Here is a 13,656-nt window from a genome sequence, read left to right as displayed (position 1 = left end):
GTTGGCAATGTTGGTAACCGGCGGAGCAAGAAGCGGCAAAAGCTCCTTCGCCGAAAAGCTTGCAGCCCGGCTTGGGGAGCAAGGGATCTATTTGGCGACCAGCCGGGTCTGGGATGAGGAAATGGCGGAACGGATCGCTTTGCACCAGCAGAACCGGGAACAAGGCGGCTTTCGTTGGACGACCATTGAGGAGCCGATGGAGCTTCCGGACAGGCTGCGGCAGCTGGCGAAGGAAGCCTATGAGCTGGAGCGGATGGATGGAAAGCCGCCCGTGGTATTGGTTGATTGCTTAACCTTATGGCTGACAAACGTGCTGATGGAGGCGGAGGAAAGGGAAAAATCCGAAGCTGCGGAGAAAGCCCGCGATTGGCTGAATGAACAGGTCAATGAATTGTCAGCTGCCGTACAGGAGTATAATTATCCGCTTATCCTTGTGACCAATGAAGTTGGGGACGGCATCGTGCCGGCTTATCCGCTCGGCAGAAAATTCCGCGATGAAGCCGGACGGTTGAATCAACGGATGGCTGCCTTGTCGGACAAGGTTTTCCTCGTGACCGCCGGCATTCCGGTCGAGCTGAAAGCCTTGCAATTTCGGTGGGAGAGCTTATGATCTATTATTCTTTGCAGGAAACGCTGCTGCTTGTTGCGGCAGCTATCGTCATAGACTGGATTATCGGCGATCCGAAGTGGCCGACCCATCCCGTTATCTGGATCGGTCGGCTTATTCGCGTACTCGAGAAGCGTTTGCGCAGGAAGGAAGAAGGACGGGGCGCCAGGCGCATTAAGGGCAGGGGCATTATTTTGACGATCGTTACTTTAGCCGTATCCTATGGCATCATGTGGGTAGTAACGGCTGCAGCAGCATGGATCCATCCATGGCTGGGATATGTAGTAAGCGCCTGGTTCATCTCTACCACGATAGCTGTAAAAGGGCTGAAGGATGCGGCCATGCTTGTCTACCGTCCTCTTGCTGCCGGCAAATTGGAAGATGCGCGCAAATTCGTAGGATATATTGTGGGACGAGATACGGGAAGCCTCACACCATCCGAAGCTTCGCGGGCAGCGGTAGAGACGGTAGCGGAAAATACGGTAGATGCGTTTGTATCGCCTATTTTGTTTGCCATCCTCGGCGGTGCGCCTCTGGCCATGCTGTACCGGGCAACAAATACGCTGGATTCCATGGTTGGTTACCGTAATGATAATTATGTAAACTTCGGTTGGTGCTCCGCCCGAACGGATGATGCGTTGAATTATATTCCGGCACGCCTAACCGGCCTCCTGCTCACGCTTGCCGCATTTCTGAATAGAGGAATGTCGGCTGCAGGGTCCTGGGCTTCCGTTCGCCGGTTCGCCCGTTATCATCCAAGTCCAAACAGCGGTATTCCGGAATCCGCCGTGGCCGGAGCGCTTGGCATTGAGCTAGGCGGACTGAATTATTATTTCGGACAGCCCAGCGAACGGGCCAGGATGGGGTGGCCGACTAGAGCCATGGAGCCTTATGATATCGTCCGTTCCGTCCGACTCTTGTACACGGTTAGTATTCTTATGATGGCTGGAGTGTTGGGGTTATGGTTATTGCTGCGTTAAAACGCCATACGTTGGCAGCCGTCGCGGCTCTGCAATTTCTTACGCGGATTCCTATACCGGTAACGGTACCTTTTGAACCGGTGACGTTGGCGCGGACGGTTATTTATTTTCCCGCGGCCGGTGTGCTTATTGGTGCGATATTGGCAGGAAGCTTTGCCGTGTTGGATTTGTTCTCCCCCGCTATGCCGGCGGCCTTACTGCTGCTGGCCATTTGGACAGCGCTCAGCGGAGGTCTGCACTTGGACGGATGGATGGATACGGCAGACGGCGTGCTCAGCCACCGGTCCCGGGAGCGGATGCTGGAGATCATGAAGGACAGCCGCGTTGGGGCTATGGGCGTCATCGCGGCGGTGCTGCTGCTGCTCTTTAAATTTTCCTTGCTTGCGGAATGGTTTGGTCAGCAGGACGGCGGCCGCGCATTATCTCTTCTTGTGATCGTACCGGTCTGGAGCAGATGGTGGATGGGAGCCGCTATCGCGGGCTGGCCGAATGCCCGGCAAGGAGAAGGGATCGGAGCTTTATTCCATCTGGCTTCGGGACGACAGGTTGCGGCAGGCTTAATCGCAGCTGCCGTAGTAACGGTTCTGTGCTTGTCCCTTAACGGATTGGCTTGGCAGGAAACCCTGCTAATTCTTGCAGGATGTATGGTCTTAACGATACTTACGGGATTACTATTTGCCGTTTGGCTCAGCCGCAAGCTTGGCGGTTTGACAGGGGATACCTACGGTGCGCTGAATGAAGCCGTTGAGGCTGTATTATTATTTGCGGGAGTATTGGCTATTCACGTAATTTAGCAATGGAAGAGGGAGATATCCATGCTTGAACGCTATGGACATGGGGGAGATTTACGGACGGCGGAAGAAACCTTCGGCTTCCCGGCCCGGCAATTTATCGATTTCAGCTCGAATATGAATCCGTTTGGCCCGCCGGATGGAGTTAAACGCGCCTTGGTGCATTATGCGGAGCAGATTGACCGTTATCCGGATCCAGCTGTACGCGGGCTCCGGACCAAGCTGGCGCAGCTTCATCGCGTAGACGAGCAATCCATTCTGATCGGCAACGGCGCCGCCGAGTTGATCGATTTGGTCGTGAGGGCGCTTCGCCCGGCCGTTACGGCATTAGCTTATCCATGCTTTACGGAATACGGTGACGCGGTGATGAAGACAGGCGGTTCAATTACACCAATCATGTTGTCTGCCGATAATAATTTTGTTTTAAATTCATCGATGGTAGAAAATTCGGAAGCAGCCTTTTATATGATTGGATCGCCTAACAATCCAACCGGTCAACTGGTGGATCCTGCACTTATCATGAAGCTGGTATATAGCGGCGCAACGGTTGTTATTGACGAAGCCTTTATGGATTTTGTGCCGGAGGAAGAGAGCTATACGCTTCTGAGGGAAGCGGCGGTGCATGAGCGGTTATTCGTCATCCGGTCGATGACCAAATTTTATGCAGTACCGGGTATTCGTCTAGGCTATATGGTAGGAGCCCCACATAAAATCGCGGAATTGCGCAGACTTCAAGTGCCTTGGAGCGTAAATTCCTTGGCACAGCAGATTGGAGAAGCGGTGCTGGAAGAGAAGGAGTATGCCGCGCGCACGATGGATTGGCTGCAGGGGGAGCGTCCTTGGCTGATCGGCAAGCTTGAAGTGCTTGGCTTCCGGGTTATTCCGGGGAAGGTGAATTACTTGCTTGTTCGGCTGCCGGATATTCAGGGATTAACGGCCGCAGGTCTGCAGCACGAAATGGGACGAATGGGAATTCTCATCCGCGATGCCTCGCATTTTATCGGTTTGGATGAGTCGTACTGCCGCTTTGCGGTGAAGCTCCGCCATCAGAATGAATGGCTGCTGGAGGCGCTGGAGCGCTCTCTGTCCAAGTTCCGGGAGGCGGCAATGCAATGAGTCAGCCTTTCAGGCATGGGCAGCATTATTCTTCGAGGTTGTGGAGCGGAATAAGTATAACGCATCGGGAAGAACGTCTGGAAATTTGTTGTCCAGGAAAGTTAAGGACGTTAAGCAATGCAATTCATACCGGAGGCTTGGCCGAGGCGAATGTTATCGTTAACTGGAAGGTGCCTCTGCATTACAGCGGTAACGATCCTGCCCGTGATACGTCGACTCAATTGAGGCAATGGGGCTATAATCCGGAGCATACGATCGGCCTGCTGACCGCGGCGAAGCTGACGCATGCTTCCGTTGCAGAGCTGGAAGGGGATTGCTTCAAGCTGCTGTGCCTGACGACGGCGGGAACCCGGAATGCGGCCAGGGCGGGCTTGCCGAGGGAAACATTCTCCGCGTATTCCTCCGGCACTATTAATACGATACTGCTTGTGGATGGTCAAATGACCGATTCGGCGATGACAAACGCGATTATTACGTACGCCGAAGCGAAAGCTGCGGCCCTTGCCGATCTGCAGCTTATGGATCCGGAGACAAACCGGATTGCAACCGGTACGACGACGGACGCCGTCGTGGTTGGGGTTAGCGGCAATCCTGCCTATCAGGCTGTGCATGCTTATGCGGGAGCAGCCACAACCATAGGCAATGCGATTGGACGCCTAGTTTACGAAACCGTGCATGAGGCTTGCCGGACACAACATGAGAGCTGATTCCGCCAGTCACGTCTTGCGTGAAGGGCTGGAACCAGCTCTCGTGTTTTTGCCGATCCATTTAGTTGAACAGCTGCTTCATCACGGTCTCGCGGATCGTAATCGGTTCATTGGGGATCCGGCTTTGATCGAAATACCCGATGAGCTCGGTTGCGGCAATGGGCTCGAATCGGTCCGTTTGCCCGGCAAGAAAAGCTAGCCAGCCTATAATACGCTCGGGCCCAACGCCAGCTTCCTTTAAACCGGCAATTGAGGTATCGCCATGCCGTTTTGCCAGCCTTTTGCCATCCTCTCCCATCAAAAGGGGCACATGGGCGAATCGGGGAGCGGGAAGCCCAAGCGCTTCGTACAAGAGCAGCTGGCGCGGAGTGGAATCCATCAAGTCTGCTCCGCGCAGAACATCGGTAATATCCATGGCGGCATCATCAATAACGACGGCTAACTGATAGCTGATAATACCGTCCGCACGGCGGACCACAAAGTCGCCGCCAACGCCGGGCGGGAATTGTAACGTCCCTGCAATACCGTCTTCGTAAGTAATAGCTCTATCCTCGTCAACTTTAAAGCGCAGGGAAGGGGTTTTGACTTCGCGCCGTTCCCGCTGCTGCTCCGTCGTCAAATGCCGGCATGTACCGGCATAAGCGGGGCCCTCGGAGGATAACCCGTGTGGGGCGCTGGCAACCGCAAGCAGCTCCGCTCGGCTGCAGAAGCAGGGATACAGCCTATCGCTTGCAAGCAGCTTATCCAATGCCTCTTCATAAAGAGGGATACGCTCGCTTTGCGTATACGGAGAATGGGGGCCTCCGATATCGGGTCCCTCATCCCAATCCAGTCCTAGCCATCGAAGATCGGCAAGTGCTTGCAAGGCAAGCTCCGGACGGCATCTCGGACCGTCGATGTCTTCCATCCGCAGCACGAATTGCCCGTTTTGGCTGCGGATCTGCAGCCAGGCGAGAAGCGCTGCCCAGGCATTGCCTACATGCATCAGACCGGACGGAGTAGGAGCAAAGCGTCCGCGTATATTCGACATATCGATCGACTCTCCTTTATTGACACCGATGATAGCATGACTATTTTGAACGGCGCAACTTTTTTACAGAATGGCTGTAACACGTTAAAATAAGAGAATCGGTTAACACGTTGGAGGATTCGGCTATGATTCGGATAAAAGGTTATACGAAAGAAAAAACATGGGTTAACGACATCCCTTTGGATGATCTCAAAAAGCTTGATCTTGACTGGTATTGGGTCGATTTCAACGAGCCGGAAGCCTCGGAGACAAAGCTTCTCGATACATACTTTCATTTTCATCCGCTGGCGATTGAGGACTGTTGTCATCTGCTGCAGCGGCCTAAGCTGGACCACTATGACGATACGCATTTCTTCGTGCTGCATTCGGTTAATCCGCGCAGCCTGGACGTGGAGGAGGTCAATTTATTTATTGGCCCCCGGTTTATCGTGACCTATCACGTAAAACAATCCGAAGAAATTAACGAAGCATGGGCAAAAATACAAGCTGCCTCCAAACTGGGAAACGACGGCTTTTTGTTTGCGGCTTACATGGTTATCGACCAGCTAGTTGACGAGTATTTCCCTGCCGTACAGGAACTGGAGGAGCAGGTGCTTGATATGGAGATCGGCAGCGAAAGCGCGAATCAAATGACGATGGACGAAATCTTCAACATTCGTTCAAGGCTGCTGCGTCTCCGCAAGACGATCCTGCCAATGCGGGACCTGCTCTATCGAACACTGAATACGGAACGGATTGAAGGATTAAAAGGTTATCTGGCGTTCTATCACGACGTGTACGACCATCTTCTGAAGCTGACTGAAATGACCGACGCCTCGCGCGAAATGACATCGGATTTGCGCGACAGCTTTATGTCGTACAACGCGAACCGGATGAATGCCATCATGAAGACGTTAACGGTCATTACGACGATTTTTATGCCGCTGACGTTTCTGGCCGGGATCTACGGGATGAACTTCGAGAACATGCCGGAGTTGAAATGGCATTGGGGATATTTTGGGCTAATCGGATTTATGGTCATGATCGGTATAGCCATGTACATTTGGTTCCGCAGAAAAGGCTGGTTTGATTAGAAAAACAATTTTCAAGGATTGGGGTCTTTTATGGAGAATCCATCTGTTGCGGGCTTGGATAGGAAAAGAAAGCTGCAAATCGCCGGTATCATGGCGGGCATCTTTCTAATGTTAGGGCTGTTGTTTGCTGTGATGATCTACGCCTTGCAAGTGAAAAGCGAAGGGCCGAAGCGGGATGCCCATGCTCCGTCTGCCTATATCTATGAAGAGCTTAAAGCATCAAACGGCATGAAGCTTCACGTGCTGGAGACAAGACCGTCGAACATCACTCTAGCCTCCATTCAAAACAACATCTCTTTAACGCCTTTTTATGGAGTAAACGGGGGATTCTTTTATGAGAATTCCCTGCTAAGCATCGCCGTAGTAGACGGACTGCCGGTCAATGGGGCTCTGGATGATTATGGCTCGGGTGCTGAGAATGTCAAATATGCCCGAGGAACGTTAGTCTGGGATGGAGCTTCGGACAAGCTGTCCGTGCAGGTGGTACGCCAAGCAGCCGATTTAAAAATTATGGATCACACCAGGTTTTGGGCGCAGGGGGGCATAAGCATGAGTCTCGGACAGGATCAGAATTGGCTTGAGCAGATCGAGACGGAGCAAGCACCTTACCCGGACGATGATCGTTTGCGTTCTGCGGCCGTATATGACCGAGAGGGATTGCTCTATTTGGTTGTAAGCAGCTCGAAGGGCTCAATGCAGGCTTTTCGCGATGCGATAGTAGAAAAGGTTGGCAGAGGCATGCTGGTGGACGGGGTTTTTCTTGACGGGGACGGTTCGTCTCAGCTGCGTTCAGCGGAAAAAACATTAACCGGGGATAACCGGCCGGTGGTTCAAATGATCAGACTGGTCAAATAATTCATGCCATTAAATATAATGGTTAATGGCATTAAATAAAACATATTTAATGACATTAAATAAACGCGAAGGAATGTATAACTTTATGAAGCAACTGCCTATTGACGCCGTACTGCCGGAGCTGTTGCAAGCGTTGCGGGACGGTACAAACGCGGTGCTTGTCGCAGAGCCCGGAGCCGGTAAGACAACCCGGGTTCCGCTGGCGCTTCTTCAAGAGGATTGGTTAAACGGGCGGAAAATCGTGATGCTGGAGCCGCGCCGGCTTGCCGCGCGGTCCGCCGCCAAATATATGGCTGCCTCATTAGGGGAACAAGTCGGAGAGACTGTCGGCTACCGTGTAAGGTTGGATACGAAGGTAAGCGCCAAAACGAGAATCGAAGTGGTCACGGAAGGCGTCCTGACCCGCATGCTGCAGGAAGATCAGGCGCTTGAACAGGTTGGGGCGGTTCTGTTCGACGAATTCCACGAACGCCATCTTCACGGCGATCTTGGGCTGGCGTTAACCCTGCAGTCCCAGTCGCTGCTGAGGGAGGATCTTCGCCTTCTCGTTATGTCAGCCACGCTTGACGCGGAGCCTGTCGCAGAATTGCTTGGCGGGGCACCTGTGATCCAAAGCAGCGGGCGCGTCTTTCCGGTTGAGACCGTCTACCGTAGAACGAGGGTAGAAGGCAGGATTGAGACGCAAGTTGCGTCCGTTATAGTAGAAGCTATTCGGGAATATGAGGGCGACGTCCTAGTCTTCCTGCCCGGCGTAGGAGAAATCAGGCGAACGGCAGGCCTTCTTGCCCAATCCGGACTAACTTCATCGATTCGAATCGCCGAGCTTCACGGCAATCTCCCACTGGAGGCGCAGGATGCGGCTGTTGCCCCCTGCAAGCCCGGAGAGCGCAAGGTGGTATTGGCGACTTCCATTGCGGAATCCAGCCTGACCGTCGAAGGGATTCGTATCGTTGTGGATTGCGGGCTGATGAGGGTTCCGAAGTTTTCTCCCCGCACCGGGATGACACGTCTGGAGACAGTGCCTGTCTCGCAAGCCTCAGCCGATCAACGCAGAGGCCGGGCAGGACGTCTTGCGCCTGGCGTCTGCTACCGGCTGTGGACGGAGCAAGAGCATCCTTATTTACCGCCGCATAACACGCCGGAGCTGCTTGATGCGGATCTGGCTCCGCTTGCTCTGGAGCTGTCCGCATGGGGGGCCGCCGAACCCGGCGAATTGATGTGGCTGGATGCTCCCCCGCAGGCTGCCTACCGTCAAGCGCTTGAGCTCTTGATGCTGCTCCAGGCTCTTGATCCGGATGGCCGGATAACCAGCCGGGGAGCCCGAATGGCTAAGCTTGGCCTTCATCCAAGGCTAGGGTTTATGCTGCTTAAGGCCGAAGAGTTGAATCTATTAGATGAAGCTTGCGAGCTGGCCGGTCTGCTTAGCGAGCGTGATTTATTGCCTCAGGAGCGGAATGTCGATGTATCGCTACGGCTGGAAGCTCTGCACGGAGCAGGCGGTAGACTCGAGGCTGACCGCGGTGCCGTGCAGCGGATTAAAGCACAAGCAAAGCAGTGGAGGCAGATGGTGAAGGATAAGGAGCAGGAGGATGAACGCAAACGGGATTGGAAGGGAACTTCCTATGTGGGTCTGCTGATTGCTTTGGCTTACCCGGACCGGATCGCGCAAAGACGGGCCGATGGGCGTTATTTGCTGGCGAATGGCCGCGGTGCTGCGCTGCCCGAGCTTCAGCCCTTGTCGCGGTCTGCCTTTCTGGCTGCTGCTGAGCTTGACGATGCGGGCGGCGAAAGCCGCATACGCCTGGCAGCCGAGCTGGATCTGGATATGCTGGAGCGGGCAGCCGGTGAGCAGTTCCAAACGGAAGAGAGCGTGGAATGGGATTCCGGAGCGCAAGCGGTGCGCGCACGAAGACGCATACGGCTTGGCTCGATTATATTAAAGGAAACGCCAATTCAGCAGCCAGCGCCGGAGCTGATTGCAGCAGCGTTAGCTGACGGCATAGCAAGCGTTGGTCTTGGTCTGCTCTCAATGTCAAAGGCCGCAAGGCAGTTACAGGCAAGAATGCAGCTGATGGCGCATCATAACAGCGGATGGCCGGATGTATCCGAGGCGGCGCTGCTTGCTACCGTTCACGATTGGCTGCTTCCGCATCTGTACGGCATGAAGAACAAGTCGGATTTGCAGCGTCTTAACATGGTGCAGCTGCTGGAAGGGCTGTTGTCTTGGGGGCAGCGGCAGGAGCTTGACGAGCAGGTGCCTACGCATATGACAGTGCCTAGCGGCTCGAGGATTCCGATTGATTACAGCGATCCGGACGCGCCTTTTATTGCCGTAAGGCTTCAGGAGCTGTTCGGACTGCAAGAGACGCCGCGCCTTGCCGGCGGAAGGCTGCCATTGACCCTTCATCTGTTATCGCCTTCCCAAAGACCGGTGCAGGTGACCAGAGATTTAAGAAGCTTCTGGAACGAAGCCTATTTCGAAGTCAAGAAAGATCTGAAGGGACGGTATCCGAAGCATTATTGGCCGGATGATCCGTATGCGGCGCAGCCTACGAACCGGGTAAAGCCGCGTACGTAATCGAATGCAAGAAGGGGACACGAGAATGGTACTGTTGATTATTTATTTGCTTGTCATTAATATAATCGCGTTTGCGATGATGGGAATGGACAAAAGCTATGCTAGACACAAGAAGCGGCGCATACCGGAAAAAAGGCTGTTTGGAGTAAGCGCAATCGGCGGAGCGTTAGGGGCCTGGATTGGCATGCAGGTATGGCGGCACAAAACGAAGCATACCTCTTTCCGGGTCGGAATTCCGTTGTTGTTCATTTTTAACCTTGTCGTGATTTATTATCTGACGGGATTGATCGGGATGAATTTCAATTTCGTTGCTTAAGGCATTTGTCCTGTGGTATATTGGTTACTCGTTTTTTGCAAACTAAAATTTTTATTCTTAGGAGGTAACTGACATGACCACGGTTCAAAGTGCCTATCAAGAAGAGCAAGAGAGGCTGGCTCGATCGCTGGACGATATCAAGAGTCAGCTGGCAGGCATAGGTCCGCGTTATACGGGCGATGATTTTACGGAGCAGATGCTCGATCTGCAGCGCGAGGAGCGCAAACAGCGTCTGGAGGTTGCTTTCCGCGAGCCTTATTTCGGGCGAATTGATTTCGAAGAGCTGCCGGAAGGCGAGAAGAAGCCGCTGTATATCGGCAAGGCAGGAGTTGCCAAGCAAGGCAGCAACGAGCTGCTTGTCATCGATTGGCGCGCGCCGGTCGCCAGCTTGTTCTATTCTTTTACGGGCGGGGAGGATGCGGCTACATACACGGCGCCGGAAGGCGATATCGAAGGTTATGTGCATCTGAAGCGCAATTTTATGGTGCGGCAGGGCGAGCTTGTCCGCATGGTTGACAGCTACGTGCGCGGGAAGGAAGAAGAGTCCGTCACGGATGAATTCCTCTTGTACCGCCTGGGCGAGAACAAAGATAACAAATTGCGGGATATCGTCTCGACGATCCAGCATGAACAGGACCGGATTATCCGGTCGGAACGAAGCAAAGCACTGTTCATTCAAGGGGTAGCCGGCAGTGGTAAGACGACGGTTGCCCTTCACAGGCTTGCGTTCCTTCTCTATCAATACGCGGACCGGGTGAAAGCGGAACGAATGATTATATTCGCTCCAAACCGAATGTTCCTGGATTACATTTCCGGCGTTCTTCCCGAGCTTGGCGTAGGCGATATCTTGCAGACGACGTTTGCGGACTGGTCGCTTGAGCTGTTAGGGCACGAGGTGAAGCTGAGAAGCGCATCGGATGCCTTGGCTTACTGGTTCGAGCAGCATCGTTCGGCGGTTGAGATGGCAAATGCGCCAGGCCGGATCAAAGGCTCGCTTGCCTTCAAAGAAGCGATCGATTCCCGGATTGAAGAGCTGGCGCAGCGGATCGTTCCGGTAATCCCGTTTGAACCGCTGCCAGGTCTTGTGCTGCAGCCGGAGCAAATGAAGGAATGGTACGAGACGGATTACGGCGACGAGACTTTGATGCAGAAGCGCGATCGGCTCGTAAACCGCATCCGCCGCTGGTATGAATCGGAGCTTAAGCTTCGCAAGGTTGTGGATAAGAAGCTGCGCGCCAAAGCGCAGACCAAGCTTACCGCCTTTGCGAAAAAGATCCCATCTTACACGGCACCTCAGCTCTATTCGGCTTTATTCCAAGGCAAGCAAGCCGTTTCCGTCATTCCGAAGGCTATAGCAACAGCTACGGCGGCTGCGTTGAAGGATGGCGTGGTTGAAGCGGAGGATCTGGCACCGCTTGTCTATATTCATCTCCGTTTGTACGGACTAAAGATTCCGGCTTACGATCATATCGTCATTGACGAAGCGCAGGATTATTCGCCATTCCAGCTGGAAGCCCTGAAGCTTTGCCAACGAACGCCGTCGATGACGGTTCTGGGCGATCTTCAGCAAGGCATTCATGCTTACGCAGGAATTAACAGCTGGACGGAGCTGATTCAGCTCTTTAACGAGGAACAGACCGGCTTCTTCGAGCTGAACCGCAGCTATCGCTCGACAATGGAAATCATCGAATTCGCGAACCGGATCCTTGGCGCGATGGGCGGCGGCGTAAAGCCGGCCGTACCAGTGTTCCGGAGCGGAGATCCGGTTGAGGTTGCGCAGGTGGACCAAGCGGCTTGGCAGAAGCAGATTGCGCAGTCCATCCGTGAATGGCAGGCAGCCGGCCAATTCCAGACGATTTCGGTGATCGGCCGTACCGCGGAGCAATGCGCGGAGCTGCATGATTATCTGATTGGCGAAGGACTTGAAGCATCGCTGGTACAGAGCAAGCAGCCGGAGTACGGCGGCGGGCTATCGGTCGTTCCGGTCTATTTGTCGAAGGGGCTGGAATTCGACGCGGTATTAATTGCTGACGCCGGGGCCGATATGTATACGCAGGACGACTCTAAACTTTTATATGTAGGCTGCACGCGTGCTCTTCATAAGCTGAAGCTGCTGCACCGAGATTTTTTAACGACATTAATTAATGAAAAATAGCTATTCAAATATGACAGTATTTCGTCATGTCACAGCTTGTTATTGACATTAAAGCACGTTGTAACTACACTGGTCACAAGTACAGGCATTATCATCGGCGCCAGGCATTGGAAATTGTGCCTGGCGCTGGATACGGCCAACGACATTATTCAAATGCCGGGGAGGAATGGACAAGTTTGGGCACTCAAGCAAAAGCAAAGGCCAAGCAGCAGCGGCCAAGACAAGGCACTTACAAGCAGCCGGTGAGGAAGCAATCCAATAAATCGCTTATTGTTTTGACGCTGGCGATCGTAGCCGTAATCGTAGTTATCATTTTAGGTATTAATCATCAATCGAAGCAGCAGGCTGATCTTGCAAACAAGGTATACGATATCGATTATACCGGACTGCCGGTTAAGGGTAATGCGGAAGCTCCCGTCAAGATTGTAGAATTCGGCGATTACAAGTGCCCGATTTGTCAGTATTTTGCGCAAAACGTAGAACCGCAGCTCGAAAAGGATTTTATTGATACGGGTAAAGCGGCTTTGTATTTCGCGAACTACACCTTTATCGGTCCCGATTCAACAACCGCCGCATTGGCTGCCGAGGCTGTGCAGCAGCAAGCCGGCGACGAAGCGTTCTGGACGTATTACAAAACGATCTATGATAATCAGAAGGACGAGAAGACCAAATGGGCAACCTCGGACTACCTTGTTCAGCTCGCGAAGGACGCGAAGCTTACGCTTGACTTCGACAAGCTGAAGAAGGATATCGACGATAAAACGTATCAAAGCGAAGTGAACAAAGACAACGCAAAAGTAGGCCCGCTTAATGTAACGGGTACGCCAACGCTCTTTATTAACGGCGTCCAATATGCCGGCAACCTTGATTACGCGAGTATCAAAGCGGCAATCGACGAAGCTGTGAATAAGGAGTAGGGAACTTGACAACGACAACCGAATCCGAAATCTATGAAAGCTGGTTTCAGCGATATGGTTTATATTTGGCTTGGCTTGTCGCTTTAGTCGCTACCGGCGGGTCCTTGTATTTTAGCGAAATCCGCGGATTTATTCCATGCGATTTGTGTTGGTACCAGCGAATTTTTATGTACCCGCAGGTCATTCTGCTTGGAATCGCGGCTTATCGCGGCGACCGCCGCATCATCGGATATGTTCTGCCGCTTAGCATCATCGGAATGCTGATCTCGATCTACCACAACTTCGAAATCTGGTTTCCAAAGGTGGGCGATATGATGCCATGCCGTTCGGGTATTCCGTGCAACTATGATTATCTAAACTGGCTGGGCTTCATCACCATTCCGCTGATGGCCTTGACCGCTTTTATTTTAATTACCGTTCTTCTGGTGCTTGGCCGCCAAAAAAGCGAGTAATGAAAAAATGAAATCGCCTATTTCCCTCATTGGCAGGAAAGCTTTCAACAGCTTCTTCTTGCCTAGAGGGAGAGGGCGA

General features: G+C 53.1%; 13 protein-coding genes. 12 read left to right on the top strand and 1 reads right to left on the bottom strand.

From position 1 onward, the window contains the following. Position 1 precedes the first annotated feature (1 nt). The 5 genes from cobU to WFJ73_RS06015 are packed head-to-tail and all read left to right on the top strand — an operon-like array spanning position 2 to position 4,201. Positions 2-610 carry a bifunctional adenosylcobinamide kinase/adenosylcobinamide-phosphate guanylyltransferase gene (gene cobU, locus WFJ73_RS06035; protein WP_336772197.1) on the top strand — a complete coding sequence of 203 codons (609 nt, stop codon included), beginning with the start codon at positions 2-4 and terminating at the stop codon, positions 608-610. Beyond that, positions 607-1,587, top strand: coding sequence for an adenosylcobinamide-phosphate synthase CbiB (cbiB, locus tag WFJ73_RS06030; RefSeq protein WP_336772196.1), 981 nt, complete (start codon positions 607-609; stop codon positions 1,585-1,587). Before cobU ends, cbiB begins: the two co-directional genes overlap by 4 nt. Beyond that, complete coding sequence (gene cobS, locus WFJ73_RS06025; RefSeq protein ID WP_336772195.1) at positions 1,569-2,381, top strand: adenosylcobinamide-GDP ribazoletransferase; 813 nt, start codon at positions 1,569-1,571, stop codon at positions 2,379-2,381. Before cbiB ends, cobS begins: the two co-directional genes overlap by 19 nt. A gap of 21 nt (positions 2,382-2,402) precedes the next feature. Then, positions 2,403-3,494, top strand: coding sequence for a threonine-phosphate decarboxylase CobD (gene cobD, locus WFJ73_RS06020; protein ID WP_336772194.1), 1,092 nt, complete (start codon positions 2,403-2,405; stop codon positions 3,492-3,494). Beyond that, positions 3,491-4,201 carry an adenosylcobinamide amidohydrolase gene (locus tag WFJ73_RS06015; RefSeq protein WP_336772193.1) on the top strand — a complete coding sequence of 237 codons (711 nt, stop codon included), beginning with the start codon at positions 3,491-3,493 and terminating at the stop codon, positions 4,199-4,201. Before cobD ends, WFJ73_RS06015 begins: the two co-directional genes overlap by 4 nt. A gap of 61 nt (positions 4,202-4,262) precedes the next feature. On the opposite strand, the gene gluQRS is transcribed toward WFJ73_RS06015, so the two are convergent. Beyond that, positions 4,263-5,231 carry a tRNA glutamyl-Q(34) synthetase GluQRS gene (gene gluQRS, locus WFJ73_RS06010; RefSeq protein ID WP_336772192.1) on the bottom strand — a complete coding sequence of 323 codons (969 nt, stop codon included), beginning with the start codon at positions 5,229-5,231 and terminating at the stop codon, positions 4,263-4,265. A 125-nt stretch (positions 5,232-5,356) separates the two neighbouring features. On the opposite strand from gluQRS, the gene corA reads away from it, so the two are divergent. The 7 genes from corA to WFJ73_RS05975 all read left to right on the top strand — a co-directional run bounded on the left by corA (position 5,357) and on the right by WFJ73_RS05975 (position 13,577). Continuing rightward, positions 5,357-6,304 carry a magnesium/cobalt transporter CorA gene (gene corA / locus WFJ73_RS06005; protein WP_336772191.1) on the top strand — a complete coding sequence of 316 codons (948 nt, stop codon included), beginning with the start codon at positions 5,357-5,359 and terminating at the stop codon, positions 6,302-6,304. 30 nt (positions 6,305-6,334) lie between these two features. Beyond that, positions 6,335-7,159, top strand: coding sequence for a hypothetical protein (locus tag WFJ73_RS06000; RefSeq protein WP_336772190.1), 825 nt, complete (start codon positions 6,335-6,337; stop codon positions 7,157-7,159). Between the two features lie 85 nt (positions 7,160-7,244). Next, positions 7,245-9,737, top strand: coding sequence for an ATP-dependent helicase HrpB (hrpB, locus tag WFJ73_RS05995; RefSeq protein WP_336772189.1), 2,493 nt, complete (start codon positions 7,245-7,247; stop codon positions 9,735-9,737). A gap of 25 nt (positions 9,738-9,762) precedes the next feature. Continuing rightward, entirely contained in the window at positions 9,763-10,053 is a 291-nt protein-coding gene (locus tag WFJ73_RS05990) for a DUF1294 domain-containing protein (protein ID WP_336772188.1), read from the top strand. Positions 10,054-10,126: 73 nt separating this feature from the next. Beyond that, complete coding sequence (locus WFJ73_RS05985) at positions 10,127-12,208, top strand: HelD family protein (RefSeq protein ID WP_336772187.1); 2,082 nt, start codon at positions 10,127-10,129, stop codon at positions 12,206-12,208. Between the two features lie 176 nt (positions 12,209-12,384). Beyond that, positions 12,385-13,125, top strand: coding sequence for a DsbA family protein (locus WFJ73_RS05980; RefSeq protein WP_336772186.1), 741 nt, complete (start codon positions 12,385-12,387; stop codon positions 13,123-13,125). A gap of 5 nt (positions 13,126-13,130) precedes the next feature. Continuing rightward, entirely contained in the window at positions 13,131-13,577 is a 447-nt protein-coding gene (locus WFJ73_RS05975) for a disulfide oxidoreductase (protein ID WP_127495163.1), read from the top strand. Positions 13,578-13,656 lie beyond the last annotated feature (79 nt).

The sequence above is a fragment of the Paenibacillus sp. MMO-58 genome, assembly GCF_037146255.1.
GTDB lineage: Bacteria > Bacillota > Bacilli > Paenibacillales > Paenibacillaceae > Pristimantibacillus.
The sequence above is the reverse complement of the archived record's forward strand: the minus strand, read 5'-3'. Positions and strand labels throughout refer to the sequence as shown.

What these genes read in the sequence shown, in the direction of transcription:
- hrpB (WP_336772189.1), top strand. Translation starts at nt 7,245, where the DNA reads ATGAAGCAACTGCCTATTGACGCCGTACTGCCGGAGCTGTTGCAAGCG.
- gluQRS (WP_336772192.1), bottom strand. Translation starts at nt 5,231, where the DNA reads ATGTCGAATATACGCGGACGCTTTGCTCCTACTCCGTCCGGTCTGATG.
- WFJ73_RS06000 (WP_336772190.1), top strand. Translation starts at nt 6,335, where the DNA reads ATGGAGAATCCATCTGTTGCGGGCTTGGATAGGAAAAGAAAGCTGCAA.
- cobS (WP_336772195.1), top strand. Translation starts at nt 1,569, where the DNA reads ATGGTTATTGCTGCGTTAAAACGCCATACGTTGGCAGCCGTCGCGGCT.
- cbiB (WP_336772196.1), top strand. Translation starts at nt 607, where the DNA reads ATGATCTATTATTCTTTGCAGGAAACGCTGCTGCTTGTTGCGGCAGCT.
- cobD (WP_336772194.1), top strand. Translation starts at nt 2,403, where the DNA reads ATGCTTGAACGCTATGGACATGGGGGAGATTTACGGACGGCGGAAGAA.
- WFJ73_RS06015 (WP_336772193.1), top strand. Translation starts at nt 3,491, where the DNA reads ATGAGTCAGCCTTTCAGGCATGGGCAGCATTATTCTTCGAGGTTGTGG.
- WFJ73_RS05990 (WP_336772188.1), top strand. Translation starts at nt 9,763, where the DNA reads ATGGTACTGTTGATTATTTATTTGCTTGTCATTAATATAATCGCGTTT.
- WFJ73_RS05985 (WP_336772187.1), top strand. Translation starts at nt 10,127, where the DNA reads ATGACCACGGTTCAAAGTGCCTATCAAGAAGAGCAAGAGAGGCTGGCT.
- corA (WP_336772191.1), top strand. Translation starts at nt 5,357, where the DNA reads ATGATTCGGATAAAAGGTTATACGAAAGAAAAAACATGGGTTAACGAC.